A 26,989-nucleotide genomic window follows, 5' to 3' on the forward strand; every position below is an offset into this window, starting at 1 on the left:
CCGCCCGATCTACCTCGGGCGGCCGCGGCGCGGCCAGGGTGCTCGCGGGCGGTGGCCCCCGCCGGACCGCGGTGGCCCGGCGGACATCGTGACGGTCGCCGTCGTCCCGGCTCCCGGCGCGCTTGTCACTGTCAGCCGCCCGTCGTGGTCGGTGAGGAGACGATGGACGAGACGCAGACCGATGTGGTCGGGCGGGGCGGCGACGGCAGGATCGAAACCGGCGCCGTCGTCGGTGACGTGGAGCTCGACCGTCCTGGCCTGGTCGCCGGGTGGCGTGCTGACGCGGACCTGGACCGTGCGCGCCGCCGCGTGCCGCGCGATGTTGCGCAGCAGCTCGGTGGCCACCTGGCAGAGGATCGAAGCGGTCTGGCTGTCGACCTCGCAGGGGTCCTCGACGATGACCGTCACGACGGGTTCCGGCTCCAGCCCGGTGGTGAGGATCTCGGCGGCGAGCAGGTGGAGGGCGGCCCGGATGTCCGTGTCGGGCGGAGCGGACGTGAGCAGCTCGGTGAGCATCGCGCGCAGCTCCTGCGCTTCCCGGGCGAGCAGGCCCTGGACATGTGCGAGAACCAGATCGCTCCCGGCCCCGCCAGCCCCGGCTGTTCCGCCAGCTCCGGTGGCGCCGGCGGCGGGCGGGGCGGGACCCGCGGCCGAGGGAGGGCGCGAAGGTGCGATCGGGGCGCGGTCGATCCGGGCGCGGTCGAGGAGGAGGCCGGCCGCTGCCAGGCTGGGAATGACATGGTCGTGCAGACGTCGCGCCAGCCGTTCCCGGGTGAGCTGCGCGGCGGCGAGCCCGTAGCGTCGCGCGGCGCGGGTCTCCGCCCGGTCGCGCTCGACCCGCCGGGCCATGGCGATCGACAGCGGCATCATCGCCGCGGTGAGGAGGACGGTGCCCGCCAGGAGGACCGGTAGCAGCACCCCGGTGGCCTGCCGGGCGATCCAGGCCGGCCGTACCGGTATGTAGAGCTCCAGGTGGGTCGGGCTGCCCGCGGCGTCGAGGAAGCCGAAGAAGACCTCCAGCCGGCTACCCGGCAGTGACGTCTCGTACTGGTGAGCGGTGTCCCGCGGCACCTGTTTGACCACGACACCGCCGGCCTGGAGCCGGTCGGTCATGCTCGGCGCGCGATACCCGGTGCGGCCCTCCAGCTGGGGGTCGTCGGAGAACACGATGGTGGCGCGGTCGCCCCGGACGGTGAACAGCTTGACGCGGTCGATCATGCCGGCCGACAGGAACGGGGTCATCCTGTCGCGCAGATCGGCCCGGTCGAAGCCGTCGGGCCGGGAGTAGTCGTGCCGGGCCATGGGGCCGAGCACCGTCGCGGCCACCTGCGCGGCCACCTGCTCGGCGTTCTCCCGGGACTGGTCCTGCGCGAACCGCCAGAGCCCGGCGACGACCAGCGCCGACAGGAACACGGACATCACGGCCGCGACGACGACGTGCCGCAGGACGACGCGGCGGACAACCGGACGCTCGCGCGGTCGGCCCCGGGAGGGCGCCGGTGTCACCGACGCGGCCGCGTCGGCACCGGCCGCGTCGGCGGTGTCGTCGCCTGCGGTCGGCGGTGTCGACGGGCGCTGGGTAGCGGTCAACGGATGGCTCAGTACCGTGAACCGACGGTGACGAGGCCGAGACTGGTCGCGGACACCACCGCCTCCAGCTGGCTGCGCGCCCCGAGCTTCGCCATGAGCGCCTTGATGTGGTCGCGCGCGGTGTACAGCGAGATGCCCAGGGTCGCAGCGGTCTGCTGGGCGTCCCGTCCCTGCGCGAGTTGGCGCAGCACATCCAGCTCGCGAGGGGTCAGCCCGACGTGGCCGACCGACGCGGGCCGAGCGGCTCCGAGGTCGACGACCGGTTCGTCGCCGCCCTGGCCGCGCAGCGCCGCGGTGATGCGCACCAGCGGGGCCTCCTTGGGCAGGAACGCGGCGGCGCCGGCGGCCACCGCGCGCTGGGCGAGGTCGGGCCGGGCATGGGCGGTGAGGACGACGATCCGCGCCGCCGGCCGCAGCACGCCCAGCCGGGTGACGACCTCGATGCCGTCGAGGTCGGGCAGGTCGAGGTCGACGACGGCGGCGGTGATGTCGAGGGCCGCGGCCATCGCGAGGCCGTCCCGGCCGGTGTGCGCCTTTGCCACGCTGCGCACATCGGGTTCGAGGCCAAGGGCCAGGCAGAGTGCCTCGGCGAATATCCGATGATCGTCAATCACCAGGAGTGACAACGATGATGCCATCGGTTCACGGCCCTCCGCGTGCGCACGTTCGACCCCCGAATTTTAGGGGGATTCGATCGATATTAACTGAGCCTAACCTCCTTTCGTCAGGTGTCATCTGTCAAAGGAGCCCTCCGTGCCGACCGCCCGACGTCTGCTTCTTACGGCCGTGGCTGCCTGGACCGGCCTCGCCCTCGCTGCCTGCGGGTCCGACAGCTCGCCCGCGTCCTCGGACCCGGACGGCGCCCTGGTGCTCTACAACGCGCAGCACGACGAGGTCGGCAAGGCGTGGGCGGACGGATTCACCGCGAAGACCGGCATCAAAGTGGATATCCGCAACGGCAGCGATTTCGAACTGGCGAACCAGATCGTCGCCGAGGGTGAATCCTCACCCGCGGATGTCTTCATCACCGAGAACTCGCCGGCGATGTCCCTCGTCTCGGCCAAGGGCCTGTTCGCCCCGGTCGACGCCGCCACCAGGGCCCAGGTGCCGGCACGGTACTCGTCGGGCAAGGGCGACTGGGTCGGTGTCGCCGCGAGGTCGACGGTGTTCATCTACAACCCCGGTAAGATCCCGGCCGCCGACCTGCCCGAGTCGATCATTGATCTGGCGAGGCCGGAGTGGAAAGGCCGGTTCGCCGTGTCCCCGAGCGGCGCCGATTTCCAGGCGGTCGTCAGCGCCGTCTACGCGCTGCGTGGCCAGGACGAGGGCCGGGCCTGGCTGCGGGGCATCAAGGACAACGCCAGGATCCTGCGCGGCAACAACACCATCCTGCGCGCCGTCAACGCCGGCGAGGTCTCCGGCGGCGTGAGCTACCACTACTACTGGTACCGCGACCAGGCCGACGGCGGCGCGAACAGCAGCAAGGTCAAGCTGGAGTTCTTCGGTGAGCAGGACCCGGGCGCGTTCGTCAGCGTCTCCGGCGGCGGTGTGCTCCGGTCCAGCAGCCACCCGACCGAGGCCCAGCGGTTCCTCGCCTACATGACCGGCCCCGAGGGCCAGCAGCTGCTCGCCGACGGCGACGCACTGGAGTACACCGTCGGCTCCGGCATCCCGGCGAACGCCGCGCTCACGCCGTTGGACCAGCTCGACGCGCCGACCGTCGACCCCAACACCCTCAACGGCCCGACGATCGTCACGGAGATGCAGGAGGTGGGGCTCCTGTGACCGCGAGCCTCGCGGCGGGTCCGCGGGGCTGGCTGCGCCACCCGCCACTTCGCCTCACCTGCGCGCTCGCCGTCGCCGCGCTGACCCTCGTCCCGCTCGGTTATGTGGCGGTGGAGATCGCCGCCACCGGCGGCGATCTCGGCGACCTGCTGTGGCGGCCACGGGTCGGCGAGCTGCTGCGGCACACCGTCCTGCTCGTCGCGCTCGGGACGACGGCGTGCATGGTGCTGGGCACGGCGGCGGCGCTGATCGTCGAACGCACCGACCTGCCTGGACGTCCCCTGTGGACGGGGCTGATGGCGGCGCCGCTCGCCGTCCCGGCCTATGTGAACAGCTTCGGCTGGTATTCGCTGTCCCCGTCGTTCGGCGGCCTCGGCCCGGCGGTGCTCGTCACGACGCTCTCCTACTACCCGCTGGTGTACCTGCCGGTCGCCGCGGCGCTGCGCGGCGCCGACCCCAGCCTCGCGGAGGTGTCCCGGTCGCTCGGCCGGGGCCGGTGGGTGACGTTCGCGCGGGTCGAGCTGCCGCTGCTGCGGCCGGCCGTCCTGGGCGGCGGGCTGCTCGTCGGCCTGCACCTGCTGGCCGAGTTCGGCGCGCTGCAGAACCTGCGGTACGACACATTCACCACCGCCATCTACGACCAGTACCAGTCCACCTTCGACGGGTCGGGCGCCACGGCGCTCGCCGGCGTCCTCGTCCTGCTCTGCCTCGTCCTGCTCGGCGGCGACCTGTGGCTGACAGGCCGCACTCGGTACGCGCGGACGGGCGCCGGTGCCTCCCGCCGGGCGCCGCGCCACCGCCTCGGGCACGCCGCCCCGCTCGCGGCCGTCGCGCTGGCAGCCCTGGCCGCCGCGGCCGTCGGCCTGCCGCTGGGCTGCATCTCCTACTGGCTGGCGACCAGCCGCTCGAGCGCGTTCCCCGCCGGTGACCTGCTGGGCGCGGCGACCAGCACCGCCACCCTCGCCCTGCTCGGTGCCGTGGTCACCACGGTGCTCGCGCTGCCGGTCGCCTGGCTCGCCGAGCGCCGGCGCAGCGCGCTCACCCGGCTCGTCGAGCGCAGCACCTACATCGGCAACTCGCTGCCCGGTATCGTCGTCGCGCTTGCGCTGGTCACCGTCGCGATCAGGTACACGCCCGGGCTCTACCAGACCACGGTGATGCTGCTCGCCGCATACGCGGTGCTGTTCATGCCGCGGGCGACGGTCAGCCTGCGCTCGGCGTTGAGCCAGACGCCGCCGGCACTCGACGACGTCGCGCGATCCCTGGGCGTCGGGCCCGCCGGCGTGCTCGCCCGGGTCACCGTGCCGCTGATGGCGCGCGGGATCGGCGCGGGCGCGGCGCTGGTCTTCCTCGCAGTGACCACCGAGCTCACGGCGACCCTGCTGCTGGCGCCGATCGGCACCCGCACGCTGGCCACCGAGTTCTGGAGCGAGTCGACGGCGGTCCAGTACGGCGCCGCGGCGCCCTACGCCCTACTGATGATCGCGATCTCCGCGCCGGCCGCTTTCCTGCTGACCCGCCGCAGCCGACACTCCGAGGGGGGCCAGTGACACCGGGGCCAGTGACGCCACCGATGCAGACGCCAGGGCTTGAGACGCCGGGCCTGGAGACGGCCGGGCCGGAAACGGGGCCGGCCGTACCCGGCACGGCACCCGCCGTACCCGGCACGGCACCGGCCGGCCACGTGCTGCGCGCCGCCGCCATACGCAAGGCGTACGGTGCCCAGACGGTGCTCGACGGCGTCGATCTGACCGTCCCCGCCGGCTGCCTCACCGCCCTGGTCGGGCGCTCGGGTTCGGGCAAGACCACCCTGCTGCGGCTGCTCGCCGGCTTCGACCGCCCCGACGCCGGCACGATCACGATCGGCGACCGTCTCGTCGCCGGCCCCGGCCGCCAGGTCCCACCGGAACGGCGTCGCATCGGCTACGTCACCCAGGAAGGCAGCCTCTTCCCGCATCTCACCGTGGCCGGCAACATCGCCTTCGGCTGGCCCTGGCGGGCGCGCTGGTCGCGCCGGAACCGTCGCGATGTCGGCGAGCTCCTGGATCTCGTCGGCCTCCCCGAACGTTACCTGCGGCGGTTCCCGCACGAGCTTTCCGGCGGCGAGCAGCAGCGGGTGGCGCTCGCCCGCGCCCTCGCCCCCCGGCCGGACGCCATCCTGCTCGACGAGCCGTTCTCCGCGCTGGACCCGGAGCTGCGCGCCACCACCCGGCAGGCCGTGACCGCCGCCCTCGCCGCGACCGGCACCACCACGGTCCTCGTCACGCACGACCGCGTCGAGGCGCTGTCCATCGCCTCCCGGGTGGCCCTGCTCCGCGACGGCGCGATCCTGCAGGAGGACACCCCGACCGGCCTCTACCACCGCCCCGTGGACCACCAGGTCGCGGCCTTCGTCGGTGACCTGACGGTGGTCCCCGCGGCGCTGCGCGGCAGCGTCGCCGACACCCCTCTGGGTGCCGTCCCACTGCGGCACGACCAGCACGGGACCGGGCGGGTCTTTCTCCGCCCCGAGCAGGTCGAGATCACCGAGCCTGGCGCGGGGCACACCGACGCGACGGTCCTGACCGCCGACTTCCGCGGCGCCGACGGTCTGCTCGCCCTGCGGGTCGGCACCCCGTCCGGCGACGTCGACGTCACCGCCCGCTGCGCCGCGCACCACCTCCCGGCCGCGGGCCAGCGGGTCGGGGTGCGTGTCAGCGGTCCCGCGACGGCGACCGCTCCCGCGGATTCGGATGCGACTTGACGGACGTCAGCATCGCTGCCGGGGCCGGCGCTGGCGTCGGCGTTGGGATCGGCCGCGGCGTCAGCGTCAGCGTCGCGGCTGGCGTCGACGCTGACGCTGATGCCCTGCGCGGGGTGCCGTTCGCCCGTGACCTGCGCCGCCACGGCTCCGCGCTCGCCGTGGTCAGCGCCGACGGGCAGGCGCTCACCTATGACCAGCTGGCGGACCGCGTCGACGAGGTCGGCGCGCGGCTGGGGCCGGCACGCCGACTCGTCATGATCGCCGCCTCGGATGGGCTGGAGCCGCTGGTCACCTACCTGGCAGCGCTGGCCGGCGGGCACCCCGTGCTGTTCAGCGGCCCCGACGACCGGTCCGTCGAGCCGCTGGTGTCGGTCTACGACCCGGACGTCCTGCTGCGCCAGGGCCCTCCCGGGTGGCGGCTGGCGCACCGGCGGCCGGGCTCGGCCCATGATCCGCACCCGGCGCTAGCGCTGCTGCTGTCCACCTCCGGGTCGACCGGGTCACCGAAGCTGGTGCGGCTGTCGGCGACGGGCGTGCAGGCCAACGCCGAGTCGATCGCCACGGTTCTCGACATCCGGGCGTCGGACCGGGCACCCGTCAGTCTGCCGTTCCACTACTGCTACGGCCTGTCCGTCATCAACAGCAACCTGCTGCGCGGCGCCACCCTGCTGCTGCCCGGGACGTCGGTCGTCGACAGGGCGTTCTGGGCGATGTTCCGGGATCACGGCGCGACAAGCCTGCACGGCGTGCCGTACACCTTCGACCTACTCGCACGGGCCGGCTTCGCGGCGATGGACCTGCCCAGCCTGCGCTACGTCACGCAGGCCGGCGGCGCGTTGCCGCCGCGCCGAGTGCGGGAGCTGGCCGAGCTCGGGCAGCGCCGCGGCTGGCGGTTCTTCGTCATGTACGGCCAGACCGAAGCGACGGCCCGGATGGCGTACCTGCCGCCGGAGCTGGCCGCCAGCAACCCGGGTGCGATCGGCCGGCCCATCCCCGGTGGCTCGTTCGAGATCGTGCGTCCCCGCCCGAGTGCTCCAGGCATCACCGTCCCGGCCGGCGGCGACCCCGCGGATGGGCCGGGCGAGCTGGTGTACCGCGGGCCGAACGTGATGATGGGCTACGCCGAACACGCCCGTGACCTCGCGGCGGGCCAGGTCGTCGACGCCCTCGCGACCGGCGACCTGGCCCGGCGAGGCCCGGGAGGGCTCTACGAGCTGGTCGGTCGCGGCTCACGCTTCGTGAAACCGTTCGGCCTGCGGATCGACCTCGACGGCGTGGAACGGCTCCTCTCCGAGCTGGGATACCCCGCGGCCTGCGTCGGCGTGGACGAGGTCCTAGTCGCCGTCGTCGACCCCGCCGAAGCCGCCGACCCCGCCGTGGGCGCCGACCCTGTCGACCCCGCCGGGCCGGCGGCCACCGCGACCCACACCGAGCCGGTCGGCACCGGGCAGGCCCGCACCGAGAGGATCCGGGTCGAGGTGGCTGCGGCGATCCAGGCCCAGACCGGGCTCCCGGCCGGCCAGGCCCGGGTGGTGGTCGTCCCAGAGCTGCCCAGGCGTCCGAACGGGAAGGTCGACTATCCCGCGGTCGCCGCGGTCGCCGCGGTCGCCGCGGTCGCCGCGGTCGCCGCGGTCACCGTGCCGCAGGACCCGGTGACCACAGACAAACCACCGACGCGACTGCGCATCCGGTTCGGCGAGGTCCTGAACCGGCCGGAGGTTCCCGACACGGCGACGTTCGTCGACCTCGGCGGCGACTCACTCACCTATGTCCAGCTGTCGCTGGAGATCGAGCGCGCCCTCGGCTGGCTCCCGTCGGGCTGGCCGACCATTCCCGTCGGCGAGCTGGAACGGATGGCGGTCGAGCCCGCCACCGACGTCGGCCCGGCCGAGGCTCGCGCGCCGCGCGGCCTGCGCGCCGTCGAGGTGGACGTCGTGCTGCGCGCGGCGGCGATCGTCCTCGTCGTCTCGAACCACATCGGGTTGTTCAGCCTGCTCGGTGGCGCGCACCTGCTGCTTGTCGCCGCAGGGTGGAACTTCGCCCGGTTCGGTCTCGCCCCGGGGCAACGCGGCGTCAGCCGGCGGCTCCTGCGTAGCGCGGCGCGGATAGCCGTCCCGTCGATGCTCTGGCTCGCCGGGCGAATCGCCACCAGCGGCGAGGGCTCGGTGACCAACGTGCTGCTCGTCGACAACTACGTGCGCGACGGGGTGCCCGGGTACTGGTTCGTCGAGGTCCTCGTCCAGACGGTGCTGGTACTCGCCGCGCTCTTCGCGATCCCGGCCGTGCGCCGCCTGGAACGGCGGCACGACTTCGCCATGGCCATGGCCGTGCTCGGTGCGGCGCTGGTCGCGAGCCTGGCCGCGGACCCGGATGTGAGCGGCGGGTTTCCGACCCGGCTCTACGTCACCCATGGGGCGTTCTGGTTCTTCGTGCTCGGTTGGGCCGCGCAGCGGGCGACGACCGCGCGGCGCAAGGCGTTCGTCATCGCGGTGGCGGCGGGGATGCTGCCGGGCTACTTCGACGACGCGACCCGCGAGACGATCGTCGGCGCCGGTCTGCTGGCGATGATGTTCCTGCCACGCCTGCTGCTGCCGAGGGCGGCCGTTGCCGTCGCCGCGGCGGTGTCGAACGCGTCGCTGTACATCTACCTGACGCATTTCGCAGTGTACGAATGGGCGCTGCCCCATGCGGCTCCGCTCGTGGTCCTGTTCGGTTGCCTTGGGGTCGGTATCGGCACCTGGATGATCACAGTACGGCTGTGCCGCATGGGCTGGCCGCCGCGTGCACTGTCCGCGGCAAGGCCCAGAACGTCGGACGTAACAGTCGAAGGCGTACAGGAGGGCAGGCGCGGCCTGCGGAGCTCTCGGCAGGTCGCGCCGGTCAACTTCCACGTGGGATGCTGATCGCAGTCGGTGACGGCTGCGCCGTGGTGTGTACGTGTCGGCTTCGCGGGGTGGTGAGTGGCGGACGACCTGTCGCCTGAGCAGATCCGGGCACTCGGTGAGGTGTTCGCCGATCCGGTGTCTGCTGGCCAGTTGCTGGAAAGGGCGGGTCTGGGGCGGGGCGACGATCACCCGTACACCCACATGGCCGCGGCCTCGCTGGCGGCGACGCGACGACAGATAGCCGACCAGACCCCGCCCCCTTCGTAGGCGGGGCCGAGCGGCACCCGCCGCGCTGGTATGGGGATCAGAAAGTCCGCCATTGATCGTGGCGAGCTTCGTGATCAGTCCTGTCTCGTTGGTACCTGCCGAGCCGTGATGCTCGGCCGCCGGGGGAGGTGCTCGCTGGGTGGGACATCCGCCCGAGAAGACCGCTTGACGCCGTGAAACTAGTTTCTGAAACTAGTTACATCCGATGCGCTTCGCCTGTGCGGGACCGCGCGTCGGCATGACGTCAAGGAAGGACGGGACGGGTATGGCAGCGAACGTGATCGTGATCGGTGCTGGTGTGTACGGGGCTGCGGTGGCCGCCTCGCTGGCACGGCGGGGGGCACGCGTGGTCGTGGTGGAGGCGGGTCTGCCCGCGCACGGCACCTCGGGGGCGACCTTCTCCTGGACGAACGCCTCGGCCAAGCCTGCCGGGCCCTACCGGGACCTCAACGTCGCCGGCCTGGCGGCACACCGGCGCCTGGCGGCCGAGGCGGCCGGTGCGACCAGGGCCGGCTGGTACCACGAGAGCGGCAACCTGCAGTGGGCCGAGGCCGGTGACGACGAGGCGCGCCAAAAGCTGCGGGCGAAGGTGACCGGGCTCCTCGACGACGGCTACCAGGCCCGATGGTTGAGCAGGTCCGAGGCGGCGGACATCGAACCGGGGATCGATCCCGCCGGGCTGCCGGCGGACGAGATCGCCTTCTTTCCCCGCGAGGGGTGGGTCGCGCCGGAAAGGTTGATCAGTTACCTGCTTTCTGTGGCAGCCGCCCATGGCGCCGAGTTGCTGACCGGCGACGGCGTGGTCGCCCTGGAGACATCCGCCGGCCAGGTGAGCGCCGTCCGGATGGCATCGGGCCGAGCCCTGGCGGCCGCGGCGCTCGTGAACTGCGCCGGGCCCCGTGCCGGCGTGATCGCCGAACTCGTCGGTCTCGACCTGCCGATGCGCAACACCTGCGGCCTGCTCGTCCGCGTGTCGGCCGCGGCGCTGCCGGTTTCCCGGGTCGTACACGCGCCGCGCGTCCACCTGCGGCCGGACGGCGCCGCGGGGCTGCTGATGCACTCACCCGCGCTGGACGAGGCAGTGCGAACCTCCGACACCGGGCCGGTCGTCGCCGACGACACAGCCGTAGGGCGTCTGCTCGAGGCCGGACGAGCGCTGTGTCCGGCGGCTCGTGACGCTGCCGTGGACGGCATCCGCATCGGCGAGCGGCCCATTCCCGGAGACGGCCTGCCGGTGTTGGGGCGAGCGGCGGACCTGCCGAACTTCCACTTCGCCGTCTCGCACAGCGGGGTGACTCTGTGCCTGCACGCGGGTGGTCTGGTGGCGGACGAGGTGCTCGGCCTCGACCGGGACGAGGCCCTGGCACCCTTCCGGTTCGAGCGTTTCCGGGCGGCGCCTGGCCCGGCGGCCGGCGCGATACCGTCGTAGCGGCGTCGGGACCGTCGCCGAGCGGCGTGCGGTCGCGGCGCGCGCCACCGCCCGTGGGAGGGAGACTCGCGGCGACCATGGCGAAGCGAGTGACCATCGGCGAGGTGGCCGCCGATGCTGGGGTCTCGGCGGCCACCGTCTCCCGGGTCCTCAACGGCGGTGCCGTCACCGAGGAGACGGCCAGCAGGGTCTGGGCGGCGGTGAGCCGGCTCGATTACACCCCCAACGCGCTCACCAGGAGCGTGTTCGCCGGCCGGTCCAGCACGATCGGCGTGGTGATGCGGGACCTGAGCAGCCCCTTCTTCCTCGATCTGATCCGCGGGATCGACGATGTCGCGGCCGCCAACGGCAGCCTCGTCATGTTCGCCAACACGTTCCGTCAGCGCGACCACGAGACCGCTCTGATCCAGATGATGGACGAGCACCGGGTGCGCGGCCTGATCGTCACGACCGGGGATCAGACAGACGCCCGCATCCGCCGGATGGCGGAGGGCGGCACGCCCTGTGTGGTCGTCGCGCGCAGGTTCGTGGACCCACCGGCCGGCCTGCACACGATCCGGCTGGATGACGCGGCCGCCGGAGCCCTGATGGCCGGGCATCTCGCCGGGCGCGGGCGGACATCCATCGGTGTGGTCACCTCCGGGGACCGCCCGGCGCAGCGGGAACGGGTGGCGGGCCTGCGCCGGGGCCTCGCCGAGCACGGCCTGGCGCTGCCCGGGGAGGCGGAGGCCTCCGCCGAGACCGAGCGGGAGGCCGAACGGGCGGTGGTCGCCCTGCTCGACGGAGCCCGGGGCCGGGGCATGCCACTGGACGCGATCGTCTGCACCACCGGCCGCCTGACCGTCGCCGTGCACACGGCGCTGACCGGCCGCGGCCTCACCATCCCCGACGACATCGCCTTTCTGACGACGGACGACTTCCCCTGGGCGGCCGCGCTCGGGCTCACGGTGATCACGCAGCCTTCGTACGAGATGGGCCGCCGCGCCGCCGAGCTCGTCGTTGACAACCCTGGCGGGTCGGCCGATGTGGTCTTCGAACCAGATCTGGTGCCGCGCGGCTCCACCGACCGGGGCGGGCGTCCCGGTAGCAGGTGACCAGCCCGGCCTCCAGATCGGCGGTGACGGAGGCAGCTCCCGCGTCCGCGGATCGCGTACGACGACGTCCGTACCGGCAACTGGCCAGGTCCTGGCGTCGGATCAGCCGTCTCGCGGACCTTGGTCGGTCGCCCTGGCGGGGCCCTCTGCCTGACGAGCGACCCGGAGGCGAGCTTCATCGCGGACGTTGCGGTCTCATGGCAATGCGCGTTCGCCCTCGATAATAGATAATATATCCAGTTTCGAGGAGACTGGATATATGACCGACACGACCGATCTTCTGGCCGGCGCCCCGCCGCGCCCGCCGCTGCCCTTCGACGTGACCGGGAAGGTGGCGCTCGTGACGGGCGGCGCCCGTGGGATCGGCTACGCGACCGCCCACCGGTTCCTGGAGGCAGGCGCGGCGGTGGCCGTGAACGACATCGACGAGGCCGCACTGGAGGCGGCCGTCGCCGAGTTACGGACAGTCGGCCCGCCGGTGCTCGCACTCCCCGCGGACGTCGGCGACGTCGAGCGGCATCGCCCGATGATCGAGCGAACCGTCGCGGAGCTCGGCCGGCTCGACGTTCTCGTGAACAACGCCGGAACCTTCCAGCCGACGCCGCTGGACGCGCTCGACCCCGCGCTGGTCGACCAGTTGTTCGCGGTCAACGTCAAGGGACTGCTGTTCCTCTCCGCCGCGGCGGCCGAGGTGATGAGCCCCGGAGGCTCGATCGTCAACGTCTCGTCGCTCGGCGGGGTCCGGCCGCCCTTCGGTGGGCTCGCGGTCTACCACGCGACGAAAGGCGCGGTCGACAGCCTGACCCGCGACATGGCGATCACCTGGGGTCCCAGGGGGATCCGGGTCAACGGCGCGGGACCCGGGGGCATCCTCACCGAGGGCCGGGACCAGGTCACCGCCCACCCGTTGTTCCCGCCCGAGATGATGGCCGAGATCATGGGACGGGCAACCGGCCGGCCGCTGGGCCGGATGGGTTATGCCGACGACCTGGCCATGGTGATCCTCTTCCTGACCACCCCGGCCGCCGGCTTCATCACCGGCCAACAGATCCTCGTCGACGGCGGCTACTACTACGCCTGACGGCTCGGAACTCCCGGGCGGACCTTACGCCTGGCGGGAGACCCACTGGGTGATCGCGGCCGCGCCGGCCGACGGGTCCTCGACCATCCAGAAGTGGTTGAGGCCTTCCAGGCGCCGGATGTCTGCGCCGAGCGCCTGCGCCACCTGGGCGGAGAGGTCGGCGTCGTCGGTGGGATCCGCGGTCGGCTGCAGGATCAGCCCGGGCCGGGTGGACCGGCCGGCGGACGCCGCCTCCCAGCCGGTGTGCACATTCGGCATCGCGGAGCGATAAAGGTCGAGAATGGCCGCGGCCATCGTGGCGTCGAAATGGGTGGCCATCCTGCGGCACTCCGCGGGCGGTACGCCGACATACGCGAGCAGGGCGAAAAAGTTGGCCGGGTCGTCGATGGGGACCGCGAGCAACCTCTCCATCCACTCCTCACCGTCACCGGGGGTCTGCCACACCTGCGCATAGTCCTGCCACACGTAGTCACGGTGGGAGACGGCGGCGACGTCGATGGCCCAGCTGCGCACCCGCTCCGGGTACGCCGTGGCGATCCGCAGGGTCAGCAGTGATCCCCAGTCGTGCCCGATGATGTCGATCGGACCTGGGACCGCGTCGAGCTGCTGGAGGATCCAGGCCACCTGCGCGTCTCGGCCACCGGCGAAACCCGGCGGCGTCGCCGTCCCGAAGCCGGCCAGCTCCACGGCCACCGACGGGACGTCGAGGCACTCCCGGACGCCGTCCCAGATCTCCGCTGTCTCCGGGACGCCGTGAACGAGAACAATGGTCACGTCCTCATATTCCGGCATAACGTCCCCTGGCGCCCGGTTCCCACCACGCCCAAGCAACCGGACGGCACGGACCCGCCTGATCAACGCCTACGTGCGCCGGGCGCGCGACTGCGGCCAGCCGGAGCCGGAGCCGGGGAGGGGGGCGGGGGGCGGATCGGCACGGCGGAAGCGGTAGCGCTCGCTCCCGCCGGTGGCCGGTGTTCGCCTGGCGCCAGCTGTCGCGGGTTCGTCGTACCTCGACGATGTTGGAGCGCGGCCAAGGCGGCGCAGACGCTGAGCCGAGTTCTGGCACGTCGGGAAGCCTGCGGCGTACAACCGGTCGATGAGGCGCCGGAAGATAATTGGATATATTATCCACCATGCGGTCGACGACCTCGGCCCATCGGCGAGAGGGGATCTGGCATGGGAAAGCTTGACGGCAAGGTCGCGTTCGTGACCGGCGCCGGCCGCGGACAGGGACGCAGCCACGCGCTGCGGTTAGCCCAGGAGGGTGCGGACATCATCGCGATCGATCTGTGCGAGCAGATCGCAAGCGTCCCGTATCCGCTGGCCACACCGGAGGACCTCGCTCACACGGCCAAGGAGGTCGAGGCGCTCGGCCGTGGCGTCGTCGCCGTGAAGGCCGACGTACGGGAGCGCGCGCAGCTGCGTGCCGCGGTCGACGAGGGGCTCGCCCGCTTCGGCCGGCTCGACATCGTCGTCGGCAACGCCGGCGTCTGCCCCTGGGACGACCTGTCGCTGTGCGGGGGCTTCGTCGACGGCACCGACGTCGACCTCATCGGCGTGATGAACACCGTCGCGGTCAGCCTGCCGCATCTGAAGGCAGGCGCGTCGATCATCCTCACCGGCTCGACCGCGGGGATGATGAAGGGCACCACGGAGATGCTTGGCAACACCGGCGGTGTCGGCTACTCGTGGGCCAAGCAGACCGTCGCCCGCTACACCGAGGTCCTCGCGCTGCAGCTCGCGCCGCACAACGTCCGGCTGAACGCGATCCACCCGACCAACGTCAACACGCCGCTGATCCACAACGACCGGATCTACAGGACGTTCCGGCCGGACCTGGAGAACCCGACCCGGCAGGACGCGGAGCTCGCCCTGCCCGTCCTGCAGGCCATGCCCATTCCGTACATCGAGCCGGAGGACGTCAGCGCGCTCGTGCTGTTCCTCGCCTCCGACGACGCGAGGTACATCACCGGTCTGAACCTGCGTATCGACGCGGGCGGAATGCTGAAGGGCCAACCCGCTCTCTGAGCTCGCCGGAACCGCATCCCTGCCCGACCATCGACAGCCCCGCCGGCCCGCGGATGTGAGCCGGGCCGGCGGGCCACACGCCTCGAACGCACCCGCACCGGGACACCGGCGGCCGCTCTCGCCGTGCGCACCATCGCCGGCAGCGCTGTCGGCGCCATACTCGCCACGCTGCCCGCCCTGGCCGACGACCCGCACGCGGACCTGCCCGGCCTCATCGACGAGGCCCTGGGCTACCTGGAGACCGGACTACCTGTGTGAGGCGGCGATCTGCCGCCGGAAAAGCGGAAGTCGGCGGTTCGGCCCCACCTCTGCCCGCCACCTCTGCCCGCCACGTCTGACCCGGTGTTTCGACGCTCCGTCGAGCACCTTGGAGATCGTTGTCTGGCAACAGGTGTGGCAACGCGGAACCGCGGACGATGATCATGTCGCGTTTGATCTGGGCGAACATCGCCAGTATCTGGAGGAGCATGCGGCCGATGGGAACGGCAGCTCACATCCATGGTGTTGATCAGGCGGTGCCGATCTCGCGCTCCTGGTATTCGCGCGGTGAGAGTCCGTGGAAGCGTGTGAAGGCGGCGCTGAAGGTCGGCAGGTGAGCGTAGCCGACGCGGTGGGCGACGGAGCTGGGCTTGGCGCCGCCGACGAGCAGGTCGCGAGCCATGCGCATGCGGGCCGCGTAGCGCCAGCGGGCGAAGGTCATTCCAGTCTGCTCGTGGAACAGTCGGTGGACGTCGGCGGGCAGGTCGAAGTCGGTCGCTCCAGCAGAGACCCCGATGCGGCGCAGGTAGTCCATGGCAGCTTCGCGCCCACGAGGGTCGGTGGGCATCGGCACCGATAGTGCCCGCTGCGCGGCGACCTGCTCGGCGAACAGGTCGATGATGCGGGTCGGGTCATAGTCGACCGGGCGCAGCGAGGTTCGGGCGCTGATGGAGGAGAACATCAGGTAGTCGTCCCACGCCCGCGGGAACTGCACCTGAATCGGTTCGATCAGTTGGAGATCGGCGGTGCTGGCGTTTCCGAGCGGCAGCGAGATGGAATCCTGGCGAAGCCCAGTAATGTGCTCGACTCCCGCCGGTATCCAGGTCGCGACGCCACGCGGTCGCTCGTAGCGCCTAAGACCGATGTCGAGGTAACCGCTGCCGCGATACATCCAACTGAGCACGTGACTGTCCATGGTGTGCAGGGGTGTGCGGGCTGCGGGCAGCAGATCGGGTGCATGGGCGGCAGCACCGCCTCTCCGCATCAGGCGCACGAAGTTGTCAGCCTGGCGTGCTGTGCCGGCTCGCCCGGTCAGGCCACCGGTGAGCGCGTGGGCGGCGAGCTCCCTGGCGAACTCGTGAGGGGTCGGCCCGAACTGCTGCTGGAACGCGCGCCGGAAACCGCCGCGGCTGGCGAAGCCCACTCTCGCTGCCACCTGATCAACGTCGTACCCGGCGGCCAGAAACTCGACGGCGGCGGTCAGCCGGCAGCGCAGTCGCCACTGCTCGAAAGTGAGCCCGGTATCGGCGAGGAACTCGCGTAGCAGGGTGCGTGGACTAGAGGGCACCCGGGTTGCCCATTCCTTGAGGGTGAGGTCGAGCGCGGGGTCGCGGATCAGTTCCTCGGCCACTGCTCTCGCCCCGGCGGCCTTCGGCATGGTCGGGGGATCAAACAGTGCCGAAGGAGTGGTGGCCCCGCCGCGCAGAGATGAGGTTGGGCGTGGGTCGAAACCACGAAGAAGATCGGCTACCCCGTCAGGCGAGTACCCGTGACCGGTGAACGGTGTGACCTGAAGGTTGAAGTACTGGATCAGCCAGTCCTGCCAGTCATCGGGGACGTCGAACCGTGTCGGTTTGGTCGGCGCCCAGGCCCCGACGCCGGCGTCGAGCCAGTACGGGAAAGCGACCGTGCCGGGCTCGGTGATCGTCAGAGCGCGGTTTCGGTAACTCTGAGGCGTCCAGATGCCTTCGCCGCCAGCGAGAGAGAACTCCGTTCCGCCGTCCAGAAGCACCCGCGCGCGACCGGCACGGACCCAGATCAGCATGTGACTGGGGCGCTCCGCCGGAACCATCCGTGCTCTCGGTATCGGCGGCGGAGACGAGCCAATCATGTCCTAACTATATGGCGACCTGTGTACCCAAGTGTGGTGAGGTTTACCGTACCTTACCAGTGGCCCCCTGCTGTTGGCGGCGCGCGGCCTCCTCACCCTGGACTTGATCGGAAGGGGCTTCCCTCAGCATGCCGAAGACCTCACGTGGGCTCACCGTGCACCCGCTGACCCTGCGAGAGGTCGAGGTGGTTCGGGTGGTGGACCTGACGCCGGGGATGCGACGGGTCACGTTGGGTGGCAGGCAACTTCGTGCGTTCACCTCGGCGAACGGATTCCCGCAGCCGGCGTTCGACTCGACGGGCTTCGACGACGACCTTCGGTTGGTGTTCTGCTACCCCGATCAGGCCGAGCCGGTGCTGCCAGTGCAGAAGGAGAAGGGCCTCGAGCTGCCGAGGGACCCCCGGCCGTTGTCAAGGAGCTACACAGTCCGTCGCTGGAACCCCGCGACCGGAGAACTGGACGTGGACATCGTCAAGCACGGTATCGGTGTCGGCAGCACCTGGGCGTACCGCACCCAACCCGGCGACCGCATCCACTTCCACGGCCCGAACGCATCGCGGGCGCTGCCGCAGGACGCGGACTGGCTTCTTGTCGCCGGCGACGACACAGCGATCCCCGCGATCGCCCGCCTGCTTGACGAGTTGCCCGATGACGCGCGGGCGCAGGTGTTCGTCGAGGTCGCCGAAGACGCTCATCGGCTGGAGCTGAGGGCTCTGCCGCGGGTTGAGGTGACCTGGTTGGTGCGCGGCGACGCCGAGGCGGGCACGACCACGCTTCTGGTGGACGCGGTCAGGAACAGTGGCTGGTGGGACGGTCGACCGTTCGCGTGGTTCGCGGGAGAGCGCTCGACGGTGCGGGATCTGCGTCGCCATCTGGTCGAGGACCGGGGTGTGCCCAAGGAGGACATCGAGTTCACCGGGTACTGGCGTCGTGGCGAGGTCACTGCCCTGGAGGCCGACGGGGCGGTGCCCGACCCCGAGAAGTCGATCACGCCCTTCGAGAAGCTCCATCAATTGACTGAACTGGTCCCACCGATCGCGATACGCACCGCCGTCGAGCTGGGCATTCCCGAGCTGATCTCGCGTGGTGTCAGCAGCGTGGCGGACCTGGCAGTCAGAGCGGACGCCGACGAGCGGGCGTTGGGCAAGCTGCTGCGCTACCTGCATGCCCTGGACGTGCTGACCGAGACCGAACCGGGCCGCTACGAACTTACGCCGGTGGGTGAAGTCCTGACCGTCGAGTTCGTCGCGGACTCCTTGCACCCGTCCGGGGTGGGAGGCCGGGAGATGCTCGGCGTCTACGGGCTCACCGAGTCGATCCGCACTGGCCGGTCGTCCTACGCCTCCGTCACGGGCCAGACCTTTGCCGAGGTGCGGGCCGAGCAGGACTACGAGGACCGCTACCTGGAACGGCTGGCCGAGTTCCAGCACGCGCTGGCTATGTCGATCGCCAAATCCGGCCTGCTTACCGGTGTCCGGCATCTGGTGATCCACTCCGGTGGCGCGGGGGTGCAGGCCCGCGAGTTCGTCGCCGCACATCCCGATCTGCGGGTGACGATCTGCGCGCTGCCCGCCCAGGCCGACTGGCTCAGCCGCGACCTGCCCGCCACGATCCCCGACGAGCAGCAGCGGGCGCGGGTCAGCGTGGTCGAGCAGTCGGTATTCGAGCCCAGCCCCGAATCGGACGTCGTATTCATCAGCCGCGCCTTCAAGGCGCTACCCGACGCCGACGCCGCCCACGCTCTCCGCCGAGCGTCCGAGAACCTCCTCCCGGGTGGGCGGGTGCTGCTGGTCGAGGAGGTCTTCGACACCGACGACCTCGATGAGCATGACGGCGAGGCCGACCTGGTCGGACTCGCGGTACATGGCTCCGGTCTACGCACCGCCGAGGAACTGGACACCGTGATCACCCGGTCTGGGCTCACCCGCACAGAGACGCACATCGTCGGCTGGGGCACCACCGTCCACGAACTCGTCCGCAACGGCACCGACTGGTCCTGAGGTGCTCCTTTCCTTCCGGGTAGCTGCCCCTACCAAATTTAGGGGCAGCACGGAAGATAGCGCCACCACGAACGCCGCCGCACCCGCACCGTCCATCACCCTGGAACACCCTAATAGTGACTGTCCGGATTTATAGCGGGGCACACCACCCCCGCCCGAATGAAGAACAGAAGGAAGAACGCGTCCATGACCTTTATCAGACCACGACGCCGCAGTGCGGCCCTTGTCGCCGCGTTGCTGGGCACCGTGATCCTCCTCGCGGGGTGCGGCAGCGACGACAAAAACGATCAAGGTGACGCGGTCGGAGCGACCCGCACGGTGGAGGCCGACAACGGCACGGTCGAGATCCCGGCGCACCCGAAGCGAATTGCAACGCTCGGGAGACTGACCGTGTCGTTCCTCGACCTCGGCGGCGAGCCGGTGGGCGTCACGGAGGTGGACGCTTCCGTGCTCGATCTACTGCCCAAGGAGCAGCAGGCCGCGTACAAAGCGGCCAAGCTCCTCGGCTCCGGCGCCAGCGAAGCCGACCTCGAGCTGCTGGCCACCCTCAAGCCCGACCTCATCTTGTTCTCCGCACCTGAGTCCGACTTCGAGCAGATGAAGTCGCAACTGGAATCGATCGCCCCGACGATCTTCTTCGGATTCAGCTCGGACTGGAAGACCCGTCTGTCCGTGACCGCGGATGCCACCGAGCTGACGGACGCTCTCAACGAGCAGAAGACCGAGTACGAAGAGAAACTCGCCGGGTTCCAGGGCAAGTACTCGAAGATCATCCAGGACACCACGTTCGGCGAGGTCAACAGAGGTTCCTGGCAGGACGCGGGAATGTTCAGCCTCAACGGCTCGCAGTGCTCGGAGATAGCTCGCGCGGACATTCCGCTCGACATCCCCGATCTGGGTGAAGGGGGCGAGGAGCGGTCGTTCGAGAAGATCGGCGACCTGTCCGAGTTCGATGTGCTCATTTACCCCGTGGACGCTGAGGGGAAGGTCGCGGAAGGTTTCGTCCCCGTGGCGGACTCGAACGCGTGGAAGGCCCTTCCCGCTGTGACATCCGGGAAGGCTCTGGGTGTCTACTGCTTCGGCGATGTCAGCTTCACCAGAAGCTATCGAACCTACTCTCAGTACCTGGATTCACTCGACAAGGCTCTGGCGACGCTCGCGACGGCGGGATGACAGCGCAGACCAGTGACGTCGAGGTCCGGATGCCCGCCGTGGCGGCATCCGGACCTCGGCCGCGCGCCGTCGGTCTGCTCGCGGTGCTGGCGACACTGTTCGTACTGCTGGTGCTGAGCCTGTTGGTTGGCTCGAAGGCGATTGCGCTGTCGGTGATATGGGATGCGCTGTTTCATCCGTCGTCCGACATCGATCAGTTCTCGATCCGTGACTACCGTCTGCCGCGCACGATCGTCGGGCTCGTCGTAGGCATGGCGTTGGGAGTCGGGGGGGCGTTGATCCAGGCATTGACGCGCAATCCGCTGGCTGACACCGGTATCCTCGGCGTGGGCGCGGGTTCCTCCTTCGCGGTGACCATTGCCGTCGGCGTGCTCGGAATCCGCGATATCAGTGGCTACATGTGGTTCGCGTTCGCCGGAGCGCTGATCGTCACGGTCATGGTCCTGCTCCTGGGATCGACCCGACACGGCCAGTCGCCGGGAGTCATGGTGCTCGCCGGGGTCTGCGTCGGCGCGGTGCTCGACGGCGCCGGGTCGGCACTTCAGCTGACCAACCCGGATGCGTTCGATGCGATGCGGTCGTGGGCTGCCGGTTCGATCCTGGGACGCCCCCTCGACGTGGTGTGGCCGGTCCTGCCGTTCTTCGCCGTGGCACTCGTTCTGGCCCTTGCGGTGTCGGGGCCACTCAACGCGATGGCTCTCGGCGACGAGATCGCCGCCGCCCAGGGCGTCCGTCTGGCCCGCACCCGCGTCCTCGCGATCATCGCGCTGACACTGCTCGCTGGAGGCGCGACCGCCATCGCGGGCCCCATCGGATTCGTCGGGCTCATGGTGCCGCATGTGGCCCGCTGGTTCGTCGGCCCGCACCAGCGCTGGATCTTCGCCTACAGCATTCTCCTCGCCCCGTGCCTGCTGCTGACCTCCGACATCCTCGGGCGAGTCGTCATGCGGCCCAGCGAGATCCCCGTGGGCATCGTCACCGCCTTCATCGGCGCACCCGTGCTCATCGCACTGGTGCGGCGGAAGAAGGCGAGCGGACTATGAGCAGCGGCATTACCTCCCGGTCTGGATCAACGCACCTTCGCCCAACTGGTGGGGCTGCCCGGGGGCGGCTGGACTTCGGGCGGCGGGTGCTGGTGCTGCGGCGGGGGAGGATCGCGGTCCGGCTTGAGTGGCGCTCGGTCATCGTCTGCGCGGTGCTCGCCGTCGCGGTCGCCTGCATGGCGGTGCTCGCGCTGATGACGGGCTCGTACCGGCTCAGCCCTGGGCAGGTGGTCTCCGCGCTGGCCGGCGGGGAGACCGGCCTGGTCCACGACATCGTGGTCGAGTGGCGGGCGCCCCGGGTCGCCGCGGCGCTGGTGTTCGGTGCCGCGTTGGGGGTGAGCGGGGCGGTCTTCCAGTCGATGTTGCGCAACCCGCTCGCCGACCCCAGCATCATCGGATTCTCCCAGGGCTCCTACACCGGCGCGTTGATCGTGATCCTCCTCGTCAACGGCACCTACGTTCAGTTGATAGGCGGGGCGTTGCTGGGGGGGATGGCCACCGCCATCGCCGTGTACGTGCTCGCCTACCGGCGAGGGGTGCAGGGGTTCCGGTTGATCATTGTCGGCATCGGCGTGTCGGCGATGCTCGGCTCGCTCAACACCTGGTTGATACTCAGAGCCGACCTGGAACAGGCGATGGCGGCCGCCGCGTGGGGCGCCGGATCACTCAACGGGGTGTCCTGGGATCGGGTGGCCATCGGTGCTGTGTGCATCGCTGTGCTTCTGCTGCTGGCTGCGATGTCGAGCCGGCCGATGCGGCAGATGGAGCTGGGTGACGATACCGCCGCCGCTCAAGGGGTGCGGGTCTCGCCGGCCCGCCTCGGCATGGTCGTGGTGGGGGTGGCACTGACGGCGGTCGTCACGGCTGCGTCAGGGCCGATCGCGTTCATCTCCCTGATCGCGCCGCAGATTGGACGCCGCCTCGTCCGCACCGCGGGGATAACTCTCGCACCCGCCGCCTTCGTCGGCGCGTTGCTGTGTCTGGTGGCGGACTACCTGGCTCAGCACGTCGCCCCAACTCCCCTGCCGGTGGGGATCATCACCGTCATTCTCGGCGGTGGGTACCTCGGGTATCTGCTTTTCACCGAAGCCAGGAGACGCCTATGAACACCAACACCATCATCGATCCTGCGGTGGCGAGAGACGTAACCACTCATACTCCGCCGCCTGGCGGCTCACGCCTGCGCGTGGAGTCCGCGACGATCGGTTACGACAGGCGCATCATCAGCGAGGGCCTGTCGGTGTCCATTCCGGACGAGTCGTTCACAGTCATCGTGGGCCCGAACGCGTGCGGGAAGTCCACTCTGCTGCGCGGCCTGTCGCGGCTGTTGAAGCCGTCCGCGGGTCAGGTGGTCCTCGATGGTGTGGCTATCCAGTCGTACAAGACGAAGGAGGTGGCGCGGCGGGTCGGCCTGCTGCCGCAGACCTCGATCGCCCCGGACGGGATCACCGTGGCCGACCTGGTGGCTCGGGGTCGGTATCCGTATCAGGGGTTCATCCGGCAGTGGACCGAGGCCGACGAGCGGGCCGTGGTCAGGGCGATGGACCAGACCGCGGTCACCGACCTGTCCGGCCGCCTGGTGGACGAACTGTCGGGAGGCCAGCGACAGCGGGTGTGGGTGGCGATGGCGCTCGCGCAGCACACCAGCATCCTGCTGCTGGACGAGCCGACCACCTTCCTCGACATCACCCATCAGATCGAACTGATGGAGCTGTTCACCGACCTGCACCACGTCGGCCACACCCTGGTCGCCGTGCTGCACGACCTGAATCATGCTGCTCGCTACGCCACGCACCTGATCGCCATGAAGAACGGCGCCGTGGTCGCCGAGGGGCCACCGTCGGAGATCGTGACGGCCGAACTGGTCGAAGAGGTGTTCGGTTTGCGCTGTCTGGTGGTGCCCGATCCGGTAGCGGGCACTCCTCAGGTGGTGCCGCTGGGCCGTGACCGCGGTGGCGAAGGCGTGCGGGAGGGCCGCTGATGCGCACCGATCCGATGGAGCTGGGGCGAGGACCGCTGACGCGGTGGCTACCGGTGCTGGGACAGGCTGCGCCTGAACCTCCTGACGTCCAGTCATTCGAGTTCGGGGAGGGTGATCGTCCCGGACAGTTCGTGGCGCGCGTCATCTTCTCGCTGCCACGCATCACGATCCCCGCGATGCTGTTGGCGATCGTGTGGCAGGTGGGCGAGTCGGCTGTCCCGGTGGTGATGGGGCTCGCGATCGACCGGGCGCTCGTGACCGGGGATGCCGGGCAACTGGTGCTTTGGCTCGGTGTGCTGGTGGCCTTGTACGTCGCGCTGACGGCGGCGGCCAGGTTTACGAATCGGCTCAACACGTATGTGGTCCAGTTGTTGCAGCACCGACTGCGCGCGACACTCTCGACCAGAGTGCTGCATTCCGACGGCAGCGCGGCGCGGGCGCCGGCGGACAATGTGGTCTCGGCCATGACCAACGACGTCTTCCGCCTGGCCAACGCCGGGATGCTCGTGGTTCTGCCGATCTCGAGGATCGCCGCCATATTGTTCATCGCTGTCTCGTTGCTGGCGATGTACTGGCCGCTCGGGGTCATGGTGCTGCTCGGCGCGCCCGTGGCGGTCTGGTTGATGGGCCTGCTGAGCGAACGTCTCTCCCGCGACACCCGCGAATACCAGGATCTCCTCGCTGAAACCGTTGGACGGGCTACCGATCTGGTCGCCGGGTACCGGGTGATCAAGGGCGTACGCGCCGAGGCCGAAGCGACCAGGCGATACCGGCAGGCCAGCAGGGAGACCCTGGTCGGCGCCAGGCGCAACGCCGGGCTACTCGGCAGGTTTCTTGTGGGCTCCGGTGCGGTGAATGGCGTGTTCGTCGCCGCGGTGACAGGGCTGGCGGGCTGGTTCGCGGTGAACGGGCAGCTGAGCGTCGGTGAGTTGATCGCCGCGGGTGGCCTCACCCAGGCGCTGCTGCCACAGATGCAGGCGATCGCGAGTTATTCCATCCCCAATCTCGCGGGCGCCCGCGCCTCAGCCGCGCGAATCATGGACGTGCTCAGGAACGCAGGCACCGCCGCATCCGGGCACGATGACGCGATACGACAGCGGTGCACGCCGCCGCCTCTACAGGACGTGCCCGTGCTGGATGTCGGCGTGTTGGATGTCGGCGTGCCCGGTGCGTCAATCCGGGTGGAGCCTGGTGAGCTGGTGGGAGTGCACGCCGATGATCGGATTGCCGCCCGCATCGCTGACGCGCTGCTGAAGCCGTGGGCCGCCAACGACATCGAGGTGCGTCTCGACGGCCGGCCGGCGCACGAACTGACCCCGGCGGAGTACCGTTCCCTGGTCACCGCCGCACCTCATCGGGCAACGTTGTTCACCGGCACCATCCGCGACAATCTCGCTGTCACCGCCTGCCTGCCCGAGCGAATGGACAGTGCGGTGTGGGCGGCTGCCTGTGAGGACTTCGCAGCCGATCTCGACACCCCCGTCGGTGAGAACGGCAACCGGCTGTCCGGTGGCCAGCGTCAACGGGTCGCACTCGCTCGAGCCTTCGCGACCGATACTCCGGTGCTGGTGCTGCACGACCCGACCACCGCCGTCGACTCGGTGACCGAACAGACCATCGCCAAGCGGCTGGTCGGTATCAGCACAGATCGCTCGACCCTGCTGATCGCCTCGTCCCCGGCCCTGCTCGGCTGCTGCGACCGTGTTGTCGACCTCCTCGACAACATGCCGGTGCTTGGAAAGGCCGCGCTGTGACCGGGGGATCCGCGCCGACAGAGCACACGCTGCCGGTCGCGGGCGGACGTGAGACCGCTCGGGAGGTGTGGCGGCTCAGCCGTGGGCATCGACTCGGTCTGGCCGCCCTCGTGGTGCTGGGAATCGCAAGCACCGCCATCGACCTGATCGGACCCGTCGCGATCGGGTTCCTCATCGATCGGGTCCAGGAAGGCACCGCCGAGCTCGGTACCGTGCTGACCGTCACCGCGATCATGGCGGTCTCGGCCGTTCTCGGTGCCGCTGGCACGGCGGCGACGATCGTCCTGGCTACTCGCATGTACCACACCATCCTCGCCGGGCTGCGGGAGGAGCTGGTCTCCCGTGCCCTGACGCTGCCGCAGCATGTCGTCGAGTCTGCCGGCACCGGGGATCTGATCTCCCGGTCCAGCGACGACGTCACCGCGGTTGCCGACGCGGCTCCCGCGGTGATCCCGGCGCTTACCGTCACGTCCTTCACCATCGTCATGTCGCTGGGCGGGCTCGCCGCGGTGGAATGGCCCTACGCCGCCGCACTTGTCGTCGTGCTGCCTGTCTACGTGCTCTCCATGCGGTGGTACCTGCGAACAGGCCCGCGGGTGTACCTGGCCGAGCGTGCGGCGATGAGCGCGCGTGCCCAGCAGATTCTGGAGTCGCAACGCGGCTACGCCACTGTGCTGGGATTCAGGCTTGCCGAGCAGCGGCACCGGGCCGTGACCACCACCTCCTGGGGCGTATCGGTGCAGGCGCTGCGGGCGCGCACCGTGCAGAGCATGCTCAACACCCGCCTGAACTTCGGCGAGTGCCTGAGCCTGGCCGCCGTGCTTGTCGTCGGCTTCGTCCTCATCGACCACGGAGCCTCGACTGTCGGCGGCGCGACCACCGCCATGCTGCTCGTGCTACGCCTGCTGAACCCGGTCAATCAGCTGCTGTTCGTCATCGACACTCTCCAGTCCGCCCTCGCGTCGCTGAACCGCATGGTCGGAGTCACCACCATCCCCGTCGCGGACGCGCCAGGCATCGCGACGAGCAGCAGCGTCCATCTCCGCGAGGTCTCCTTCCACTACGGGGTCGGCCCCCGCGTACTCGTCGATGTCACGCTCGACATCCCCACCGGTCAGCGTGTCGCCGTCGTGGGTTCGTCGGGTGCCGGCAAGTCCACGCTGGCCACGGTGATCGCCGGCATTCACCAGCCCGACGCCGGGACCGTGGCCCGACCGGAGCGCACGATGATGATCACCCAGGAAGTACATGTGTTCGGCGGGACATTGCGCGACAACCTCACCCTCGCCGCACCGGATGCCACCGACGGCCAGGTAGGGGCTGCGCTGGAAGTGGCCCAGGCCGGGGGGATGCTCGACCTGCTGCCCAATGGCCTTGACACGGTGCTCGGTGGTGGCGGGTACGAGCTGACCGCCGCACAGGCACAACAGGTGGCGCTCACTCGCCTGATCCTGGCCGACCCGGATCTAGCGATCTTCGATGAGGCCACCGCCGAGGCGGGTTCCGCGTATGCCGGACTGCTCGACCGTGCCGCCGACGCTGCGCTGACCGGGCGCACTGGCCTGGTGATCGCGCACCGGCTCTCGCAGGCCGCCGCCTGCGATCTGGTCGTGGTGATGGAGCACGGCCGTATCGCCGAGCGAGGAACCCATGCAGAGCTGATTGCCGCCGGCGGGGCGTATGCCGCGCTTTGGTCGGCTTGGCGGGCCGGGCAGGAGGCTGGAGCGAACGGGTAGGGGTGATTGGACGTCAGCCCACACTGCACCTACCACTCCAGCTCGGTGAATCAATCGATCACCGGAGCCGAACCAGTGGCCAAATTCAGGTGCTACGCGTTCATTCTCTTGTGAGGTATGCGCTGCTGCTCTTGGGCATCTCTCACGAATCTCGTCGATGCGAGTTTCGTCGACCTATGTAAATTTAGGTTAGGTTACCTTACACTGGTGGTATGGATGGTCAGCGCGGTGAGGGTTCGCGATGAGCGGGGTCGGGGATTCCCGTGAGGATGCGGGGAGTCCATCGGCTGGAGAAGATGTTCCTTCTGATC

The 26,989-nt window shown here is 70.1% G+C and carries 21 protein-coding genes; 17 read left to right on the top strand and 4 right to left on the bottom strand.

The genetic code is table 11. The features are described 5' to 3' along the window. Positions 1 to 9 precede the first annotated feature (9 nt). On the bottom strand, positions 10 to 1,590 hold the full coding sequence (locus AWX74_RS29430) for a sensor histidine kinase (RefSeq protein ID WP_091283489.1): 1,581 nt from the start codon (positions 1,588 to 1,590) through the stop codon (positions 10 to 12). An 8-nt stretch (positions 1,591 to 1,598) separates the two neighbouring features. Further along, complete coding sequence (locus AWX74_RS29435; RefSeq protein WP_091283491.1) at positions 1,599 to 2,228, bottom strand: response regulator; 630 nt, start codon at positions 2,226 to 2,228, stop codon at positions 1,599 to 1,601. 115 nt (positions 2,229 to 2,343) lie between these two features. Between AWX74_RS29435 and AWX74_RS29440 the strand changes: the two genes are divergently transcribed. The 8 genes from AWX74_RS29440 to AWX74_RS29475 all read left to right on the top strand — a co-directional run bounded on the left by AWX74_RS29440 (position 2,344) and on the right by AWX74_RS29475 (position 12,874). After that, on the top strand, positions 2,344 to 3,375 hold the full coding sequence (locus AWX74_RS29440) for an iron ABC transporter substrate-binding protein (RefSeq protein ID WP_091283493.1): 1,032 nt from the start codon (positions 2,344 to 2,346) through the stop codon (positions 3,373 to 3,375). Further along, complete coding sequence (locus AWX74_RS29445; protein WP_091283495.1) at positions 3,372 to 4,925, top strand: ABC transporter permease; 1,554 nt, start codon at positions 3,372 to 3,374, stop codon at positions 4,923 to 4,925. Before AWX74_RS29440 ends, AWX74_RS29445 begins: the two co-directional genes overlap by 4 nt. 23 nt (positions 4,926 to 4,948) lie before the next feature. Beyond that, positions 4,949 to 6,118 carry an ABC transporter ATP-binding protein gene (locus AWX74_RS29450; RefSeq protein WP_091283497.1) on the top strand — a complete coding sequence of 390 codons (1,170 nt, stop codon included), beginning with the start codon at positions 4,949 to 4,951 and terminating at the stop codon, positions 6,116 to 6,118. Further along, positions 6,115 to 9,021, top strand: coding sequence for an AMP-binding protein (locus AWX74_RS29455; protein WP_226930925.1), 2,907 nt, complete (start codon positions 6,115 to 6,117; stop codon positions 9,019 to 9,021). Before AWX74_RS29450 ends, AWX74_RS29455 begins: the two co-directional genes overlap by 4 nt. A gap of 57 nt (positions 9,022 to 9,078) precedes the next feature. After that, the gene (locus tag AWX74_RS29460; protein ID WP_091283499.1) at positions 9,079 to 9,270 is read left to right on the top strand and encodes an effector-associated domain EAD1-containing protein; all 192 of its coding nucleotides are present in this window, start codon (positions 9,079 to 9,081) and stop codon (positions 9,268 to 9,270) included. Between the two features lie 265 nt (positions 9,271 to 9,535). Beyond that, complete coding sequence (locus tag AWX74_RS29465; protein WP_091283501.1) at positions 9,536 to 10,699, top strand: NAD(P)/FAD-dependent oxidoreductase; 1,164 nt, start codon at positions 9,536 to 9,538, stop codon at positions 10,697 to 10,699. 77 nt (positions 10,700 to 10,776) lie between these two features. After that, entirely contained in the window at positions 10,777 to 11,793 is a 1,017-nt protein-coding gene (locus AWX74_RS29470) for a LacI family DNA-binding transcriptional regulator (RefSeq protein WP_091283503.1), read from the top strand. A gap of 259 nt (positions 11,794 to 12,052) precedes the next feature. Beyond that, positions 12,053 to 12,874: an SDR family NAD(P)-dependent oxidoreductase gene (locus tag AWX74_RS29475; RefSeq protein ID WP_091283506.1), complete on the top strand. Its 822-nt coding sequence runs from the start codon at positions 12,053 to 12,055 to the stop codon at positions 12,872 to 12,874. Positions 12,875 to 12,898: 24 nt separating this feature from the next. Here AWX74_RS29475 and AWX74_RS29480 read toward each other — a convergent pair whose 3' ends face one another. After that, complete coding sequence (locus AWX74_RS29480; protein WP_091283508.1) at positions 12,899 to 13,666, bottom strand: alpha/beta fold hydrolase; 768 nt, start codon at positions 13,664 to 13,666, stop codon at positions 12,899 to 12,901. 384 nt (positions 13,667 to 14,050) lie between these two features. Between AWX74_RS29480 and AWX74_RS29485 the strand changes: the two genes are divergently transcribed. Beyond that, positions 14,051 to 14,902 carry a mycofactocin-coupled SDR family oxidoreductase gene (locus AWX74_RS29485; RefSeq protein WP_091283511.1) on the top strand — a complete coding sequence of 284 codons (852 nt, stop codon included), beginning with the start codon at positions 14,051 to 14,053 and terminating at the stop codon, positions 14,900 to 14,902. Between the two features lie 15 nt (positions 14,903 to 14,917). Next, complete coding sequence (locus AWX74_RS42155; protein ID WP_278184664.1) at positions 14,918 to 15,160, top strand: acyl-CoA-like ligand-binding transcription factor; 243 nt, start codon at positions 14,918 to 14,920, stop codon at positions 15,158 to 15,160. A gap of 250 nt (positions 15,161 to 15,410) precedes the next feature. Here AWX74_RS42155 and AWX74_RS29495 read toward each other — a convergent pair whose 3' ends face one another. Beyond that, entirely contained in the window at positions 15,411 to 16,925 is a 1,515-nt protein-coding gene (locus AWX74_RS29495; protein WP_226930924.1) for a helix-turn-helix domain-containing protein, read from the bottom strand. 194 nt (positions 16,926 to 17,119) lie between these two features. On the opposite strand from AWX74_RS29495, the gene AWX74_RS29500 reads away from it, so the two are divergent. From AWX74_RS29500 to AWX74_RS29530, 7 genes are all read left to right on the top strand, one after another. Further along, a complete protein-coding gene (locus AWX74_RS29500) occupies positions 17,120 to 18,991 on the top strand; it encodes a siderophore-interacting protein (RefSeq protein WP_091283515.1) in 1,872 nt (623 codons plus the stop codon). Between the two features lie 159 nt (positions 18,992 to 19,150). Next, complete coding sequence (locus tag AWX74_RS29505) at positions 19,151 to 20,164, top strand: ABC transporter substrate-binding protein (RefSeq protein WP_226930923.1); 1,014 nt, start codon at positions 19,151 to 19,153, stop codon at positions 20,162 to 20,164. Then, on the top strand, positions 20,161 to 21,207 hold the full coding sequence (locus AWX74_RS29510; protein ID WP_193209689.1) for a FecCD family ABC transporter permease: 1,047 nt from the start codon (positions 20,161 to 20,163) through the stop codon (positions 21,205 to 21,207). The genes AWX74_RS29505 and AWX74_RS29510 overlap by 4 nt, the downstream gene beginning before the upstream one ends. Beyond that, on the top strand, positions 21,204 to 22,313 hold the full coding sequence (locus tag AWX74_RS29515) for a FecCD family ABC transporter permease (RefSeq protein ID WP_091283518.1): 1,110 nt from the start codon (positions 21,204 to 21,206) through the stop codon (positions 22,311 to 22,313). The genes AWX74_RS29510 and AWX74_RS29515 overlap by 4 nt, the downstream gene beginning before the upstream one ends. Continuing rightward, a complete protein-coding gene (locus AWX74_RS29520; protein WP_091283520.1) occupies positions 22,310 to 23,188 on the top strand; it encodes an ABC transporter ATP-binding protein in 879 nt (292 codons plus the stop codon). The genes AWX74_RS29515 and AWX74_RS29520 overlap by 4 nt, the downstream gene beginning before the upstream one ends. A 131-nt stretch (positions 23,189 to 23,319) precedes the next feature. Continuing rightward, positions 23,320 to 24,942, top strand: coding sequence for an ABC transporter ATP-binding protein (locus AWX74_RS29525; RefSeq protein ID WP_242666471.1), 1,623 nt, complete (start codon positions 23,320 to 23,322; stop codon positions 24,940 to 24,942). Further along, positions 24,939 to 26,678: an ABC transporter ATP-binding protein gene (locus AWX74_RS29530; protein WP_091283524.1), complete on the top strand. Its 1,740-nt coding sequence runs from the start codon at positions 24,939 to 24,941 to the stop codon at positions 26,676 to 26,678. Before AWX74_RS29525 ends, AWX74_RS29530 begins: the two co-directional genes overlap by 4 nt. The last annotated feature ends 311 nt before the right edge of the window (positions 26,679 to 26,989 follow it).

Source organism: Parafrankia irregularis, from assembly GCF_001536285.1.
Lineage (GTDB): Bacteria > Actinomycetota > Actinomycetes > Frankiales > Frankiaceae > Parafrankia > Parafrankia irregularis.

What these genes read in the sequence shown, in the direction of transcription:
- AWX74_RS29520 (WP_091283520.1), top strand. Translation starts at nt 22,310, where the DNA reads ATGAACACCAACACCATCATCGATCCTGCGGTGGCGAGAGACGTAACC.
- AWX74_RS29505 (WP_226930923.1), top strand. Translation starts at nt 19,151, where the DNA reads ATGAAGAACAGAAGGAAGAACGCGTCCATGACCTTTATCAGACCACGA.
- AWX74_RS29465 (WP_091283501.1), top strand. Translation starts at nt 9,536, where the DNA reads ATGGCAGCGAACGTGATCGTGATCGGTGCTGGTGTGTACGGGGCTGCG.
- AWX74_RS29435 (WP_091283491.1), bottom strand. Translation starts at nt 2,228, where the DNA reads ATGGCATCATCGTTGTCACTCCTGGTGATTGACGATCATCGGATATTC.
- AWX74_RS29470 (WP_091283503.1), top strand. Translation starts at nt 10,777, where the DNA reads ATGGCGAAGCGAGTGACCATCGGCGAGGTGGCCGCCGATGCTGGGGTC.
- AWX74_RS29450 (WP_091283497.1), top strand. Translation starts at nt 4,949, where the DNA reads ATGCAGACGCCAGGGCTTGAGACGCCGGGCCTGGAGACGGCCGGGCCG.
- AWX74_RS29510 (WP_193209689.1), top strand. Translation starts at nt 20,161, where the DNA reads ATGACAGCGCAGACCAGTGACGTCGAGGTCCGGATGCCCGCCGTGGCG.
- AWX74_RS29475 (WP_091283506.1), top strand. Translation starts at nt 12,053, where the DNA reads ATGACCGACACGACCGATCTTCTGGCCGGCGCCCCGCCGCGCCCGCCG.
- AWX74_RS29515 (WP_091283518.1), top strand. Translation starts at nt 21,204, where the DNA reads ATGAGCAGCGGCATTACCTCCCGGTCTGGATCAACGCACCTTCGCCCA.
- AWX74_RS29500 (WP_091283515.1), top strand. Translation starts at nt 17,120, where the DNA reads ATGCCGAAGACCTCACGTGGGCTCACCGTGCACCCGCTGACCCTGCGA.
- AWX74_RS29480 (WP_091283508.1), bottom strand. Translation starts at nt 13,666, where the DNA reads ATGCCGGAATATGAGGACGTGACCATTGTTCTCGTTCACGGCGTCCCG.
- AWX74_RS29485 (WP_091283511.1), top strand. Translation starts at nt 14,051, where the DNA reads ATGGGAAAGCTTGACGGCAAGGTCGCGTTCGTGACCGGCGCCGGCCGC.
- AWX74_RS29495 (WP_226930924.1), bottom strand. Translation starts at nt 16,925, where the DNA reads ATGCTGATCTGGGTCCGTGCCGGTCGCGCGCGGGTGCTTCTGGACGGC.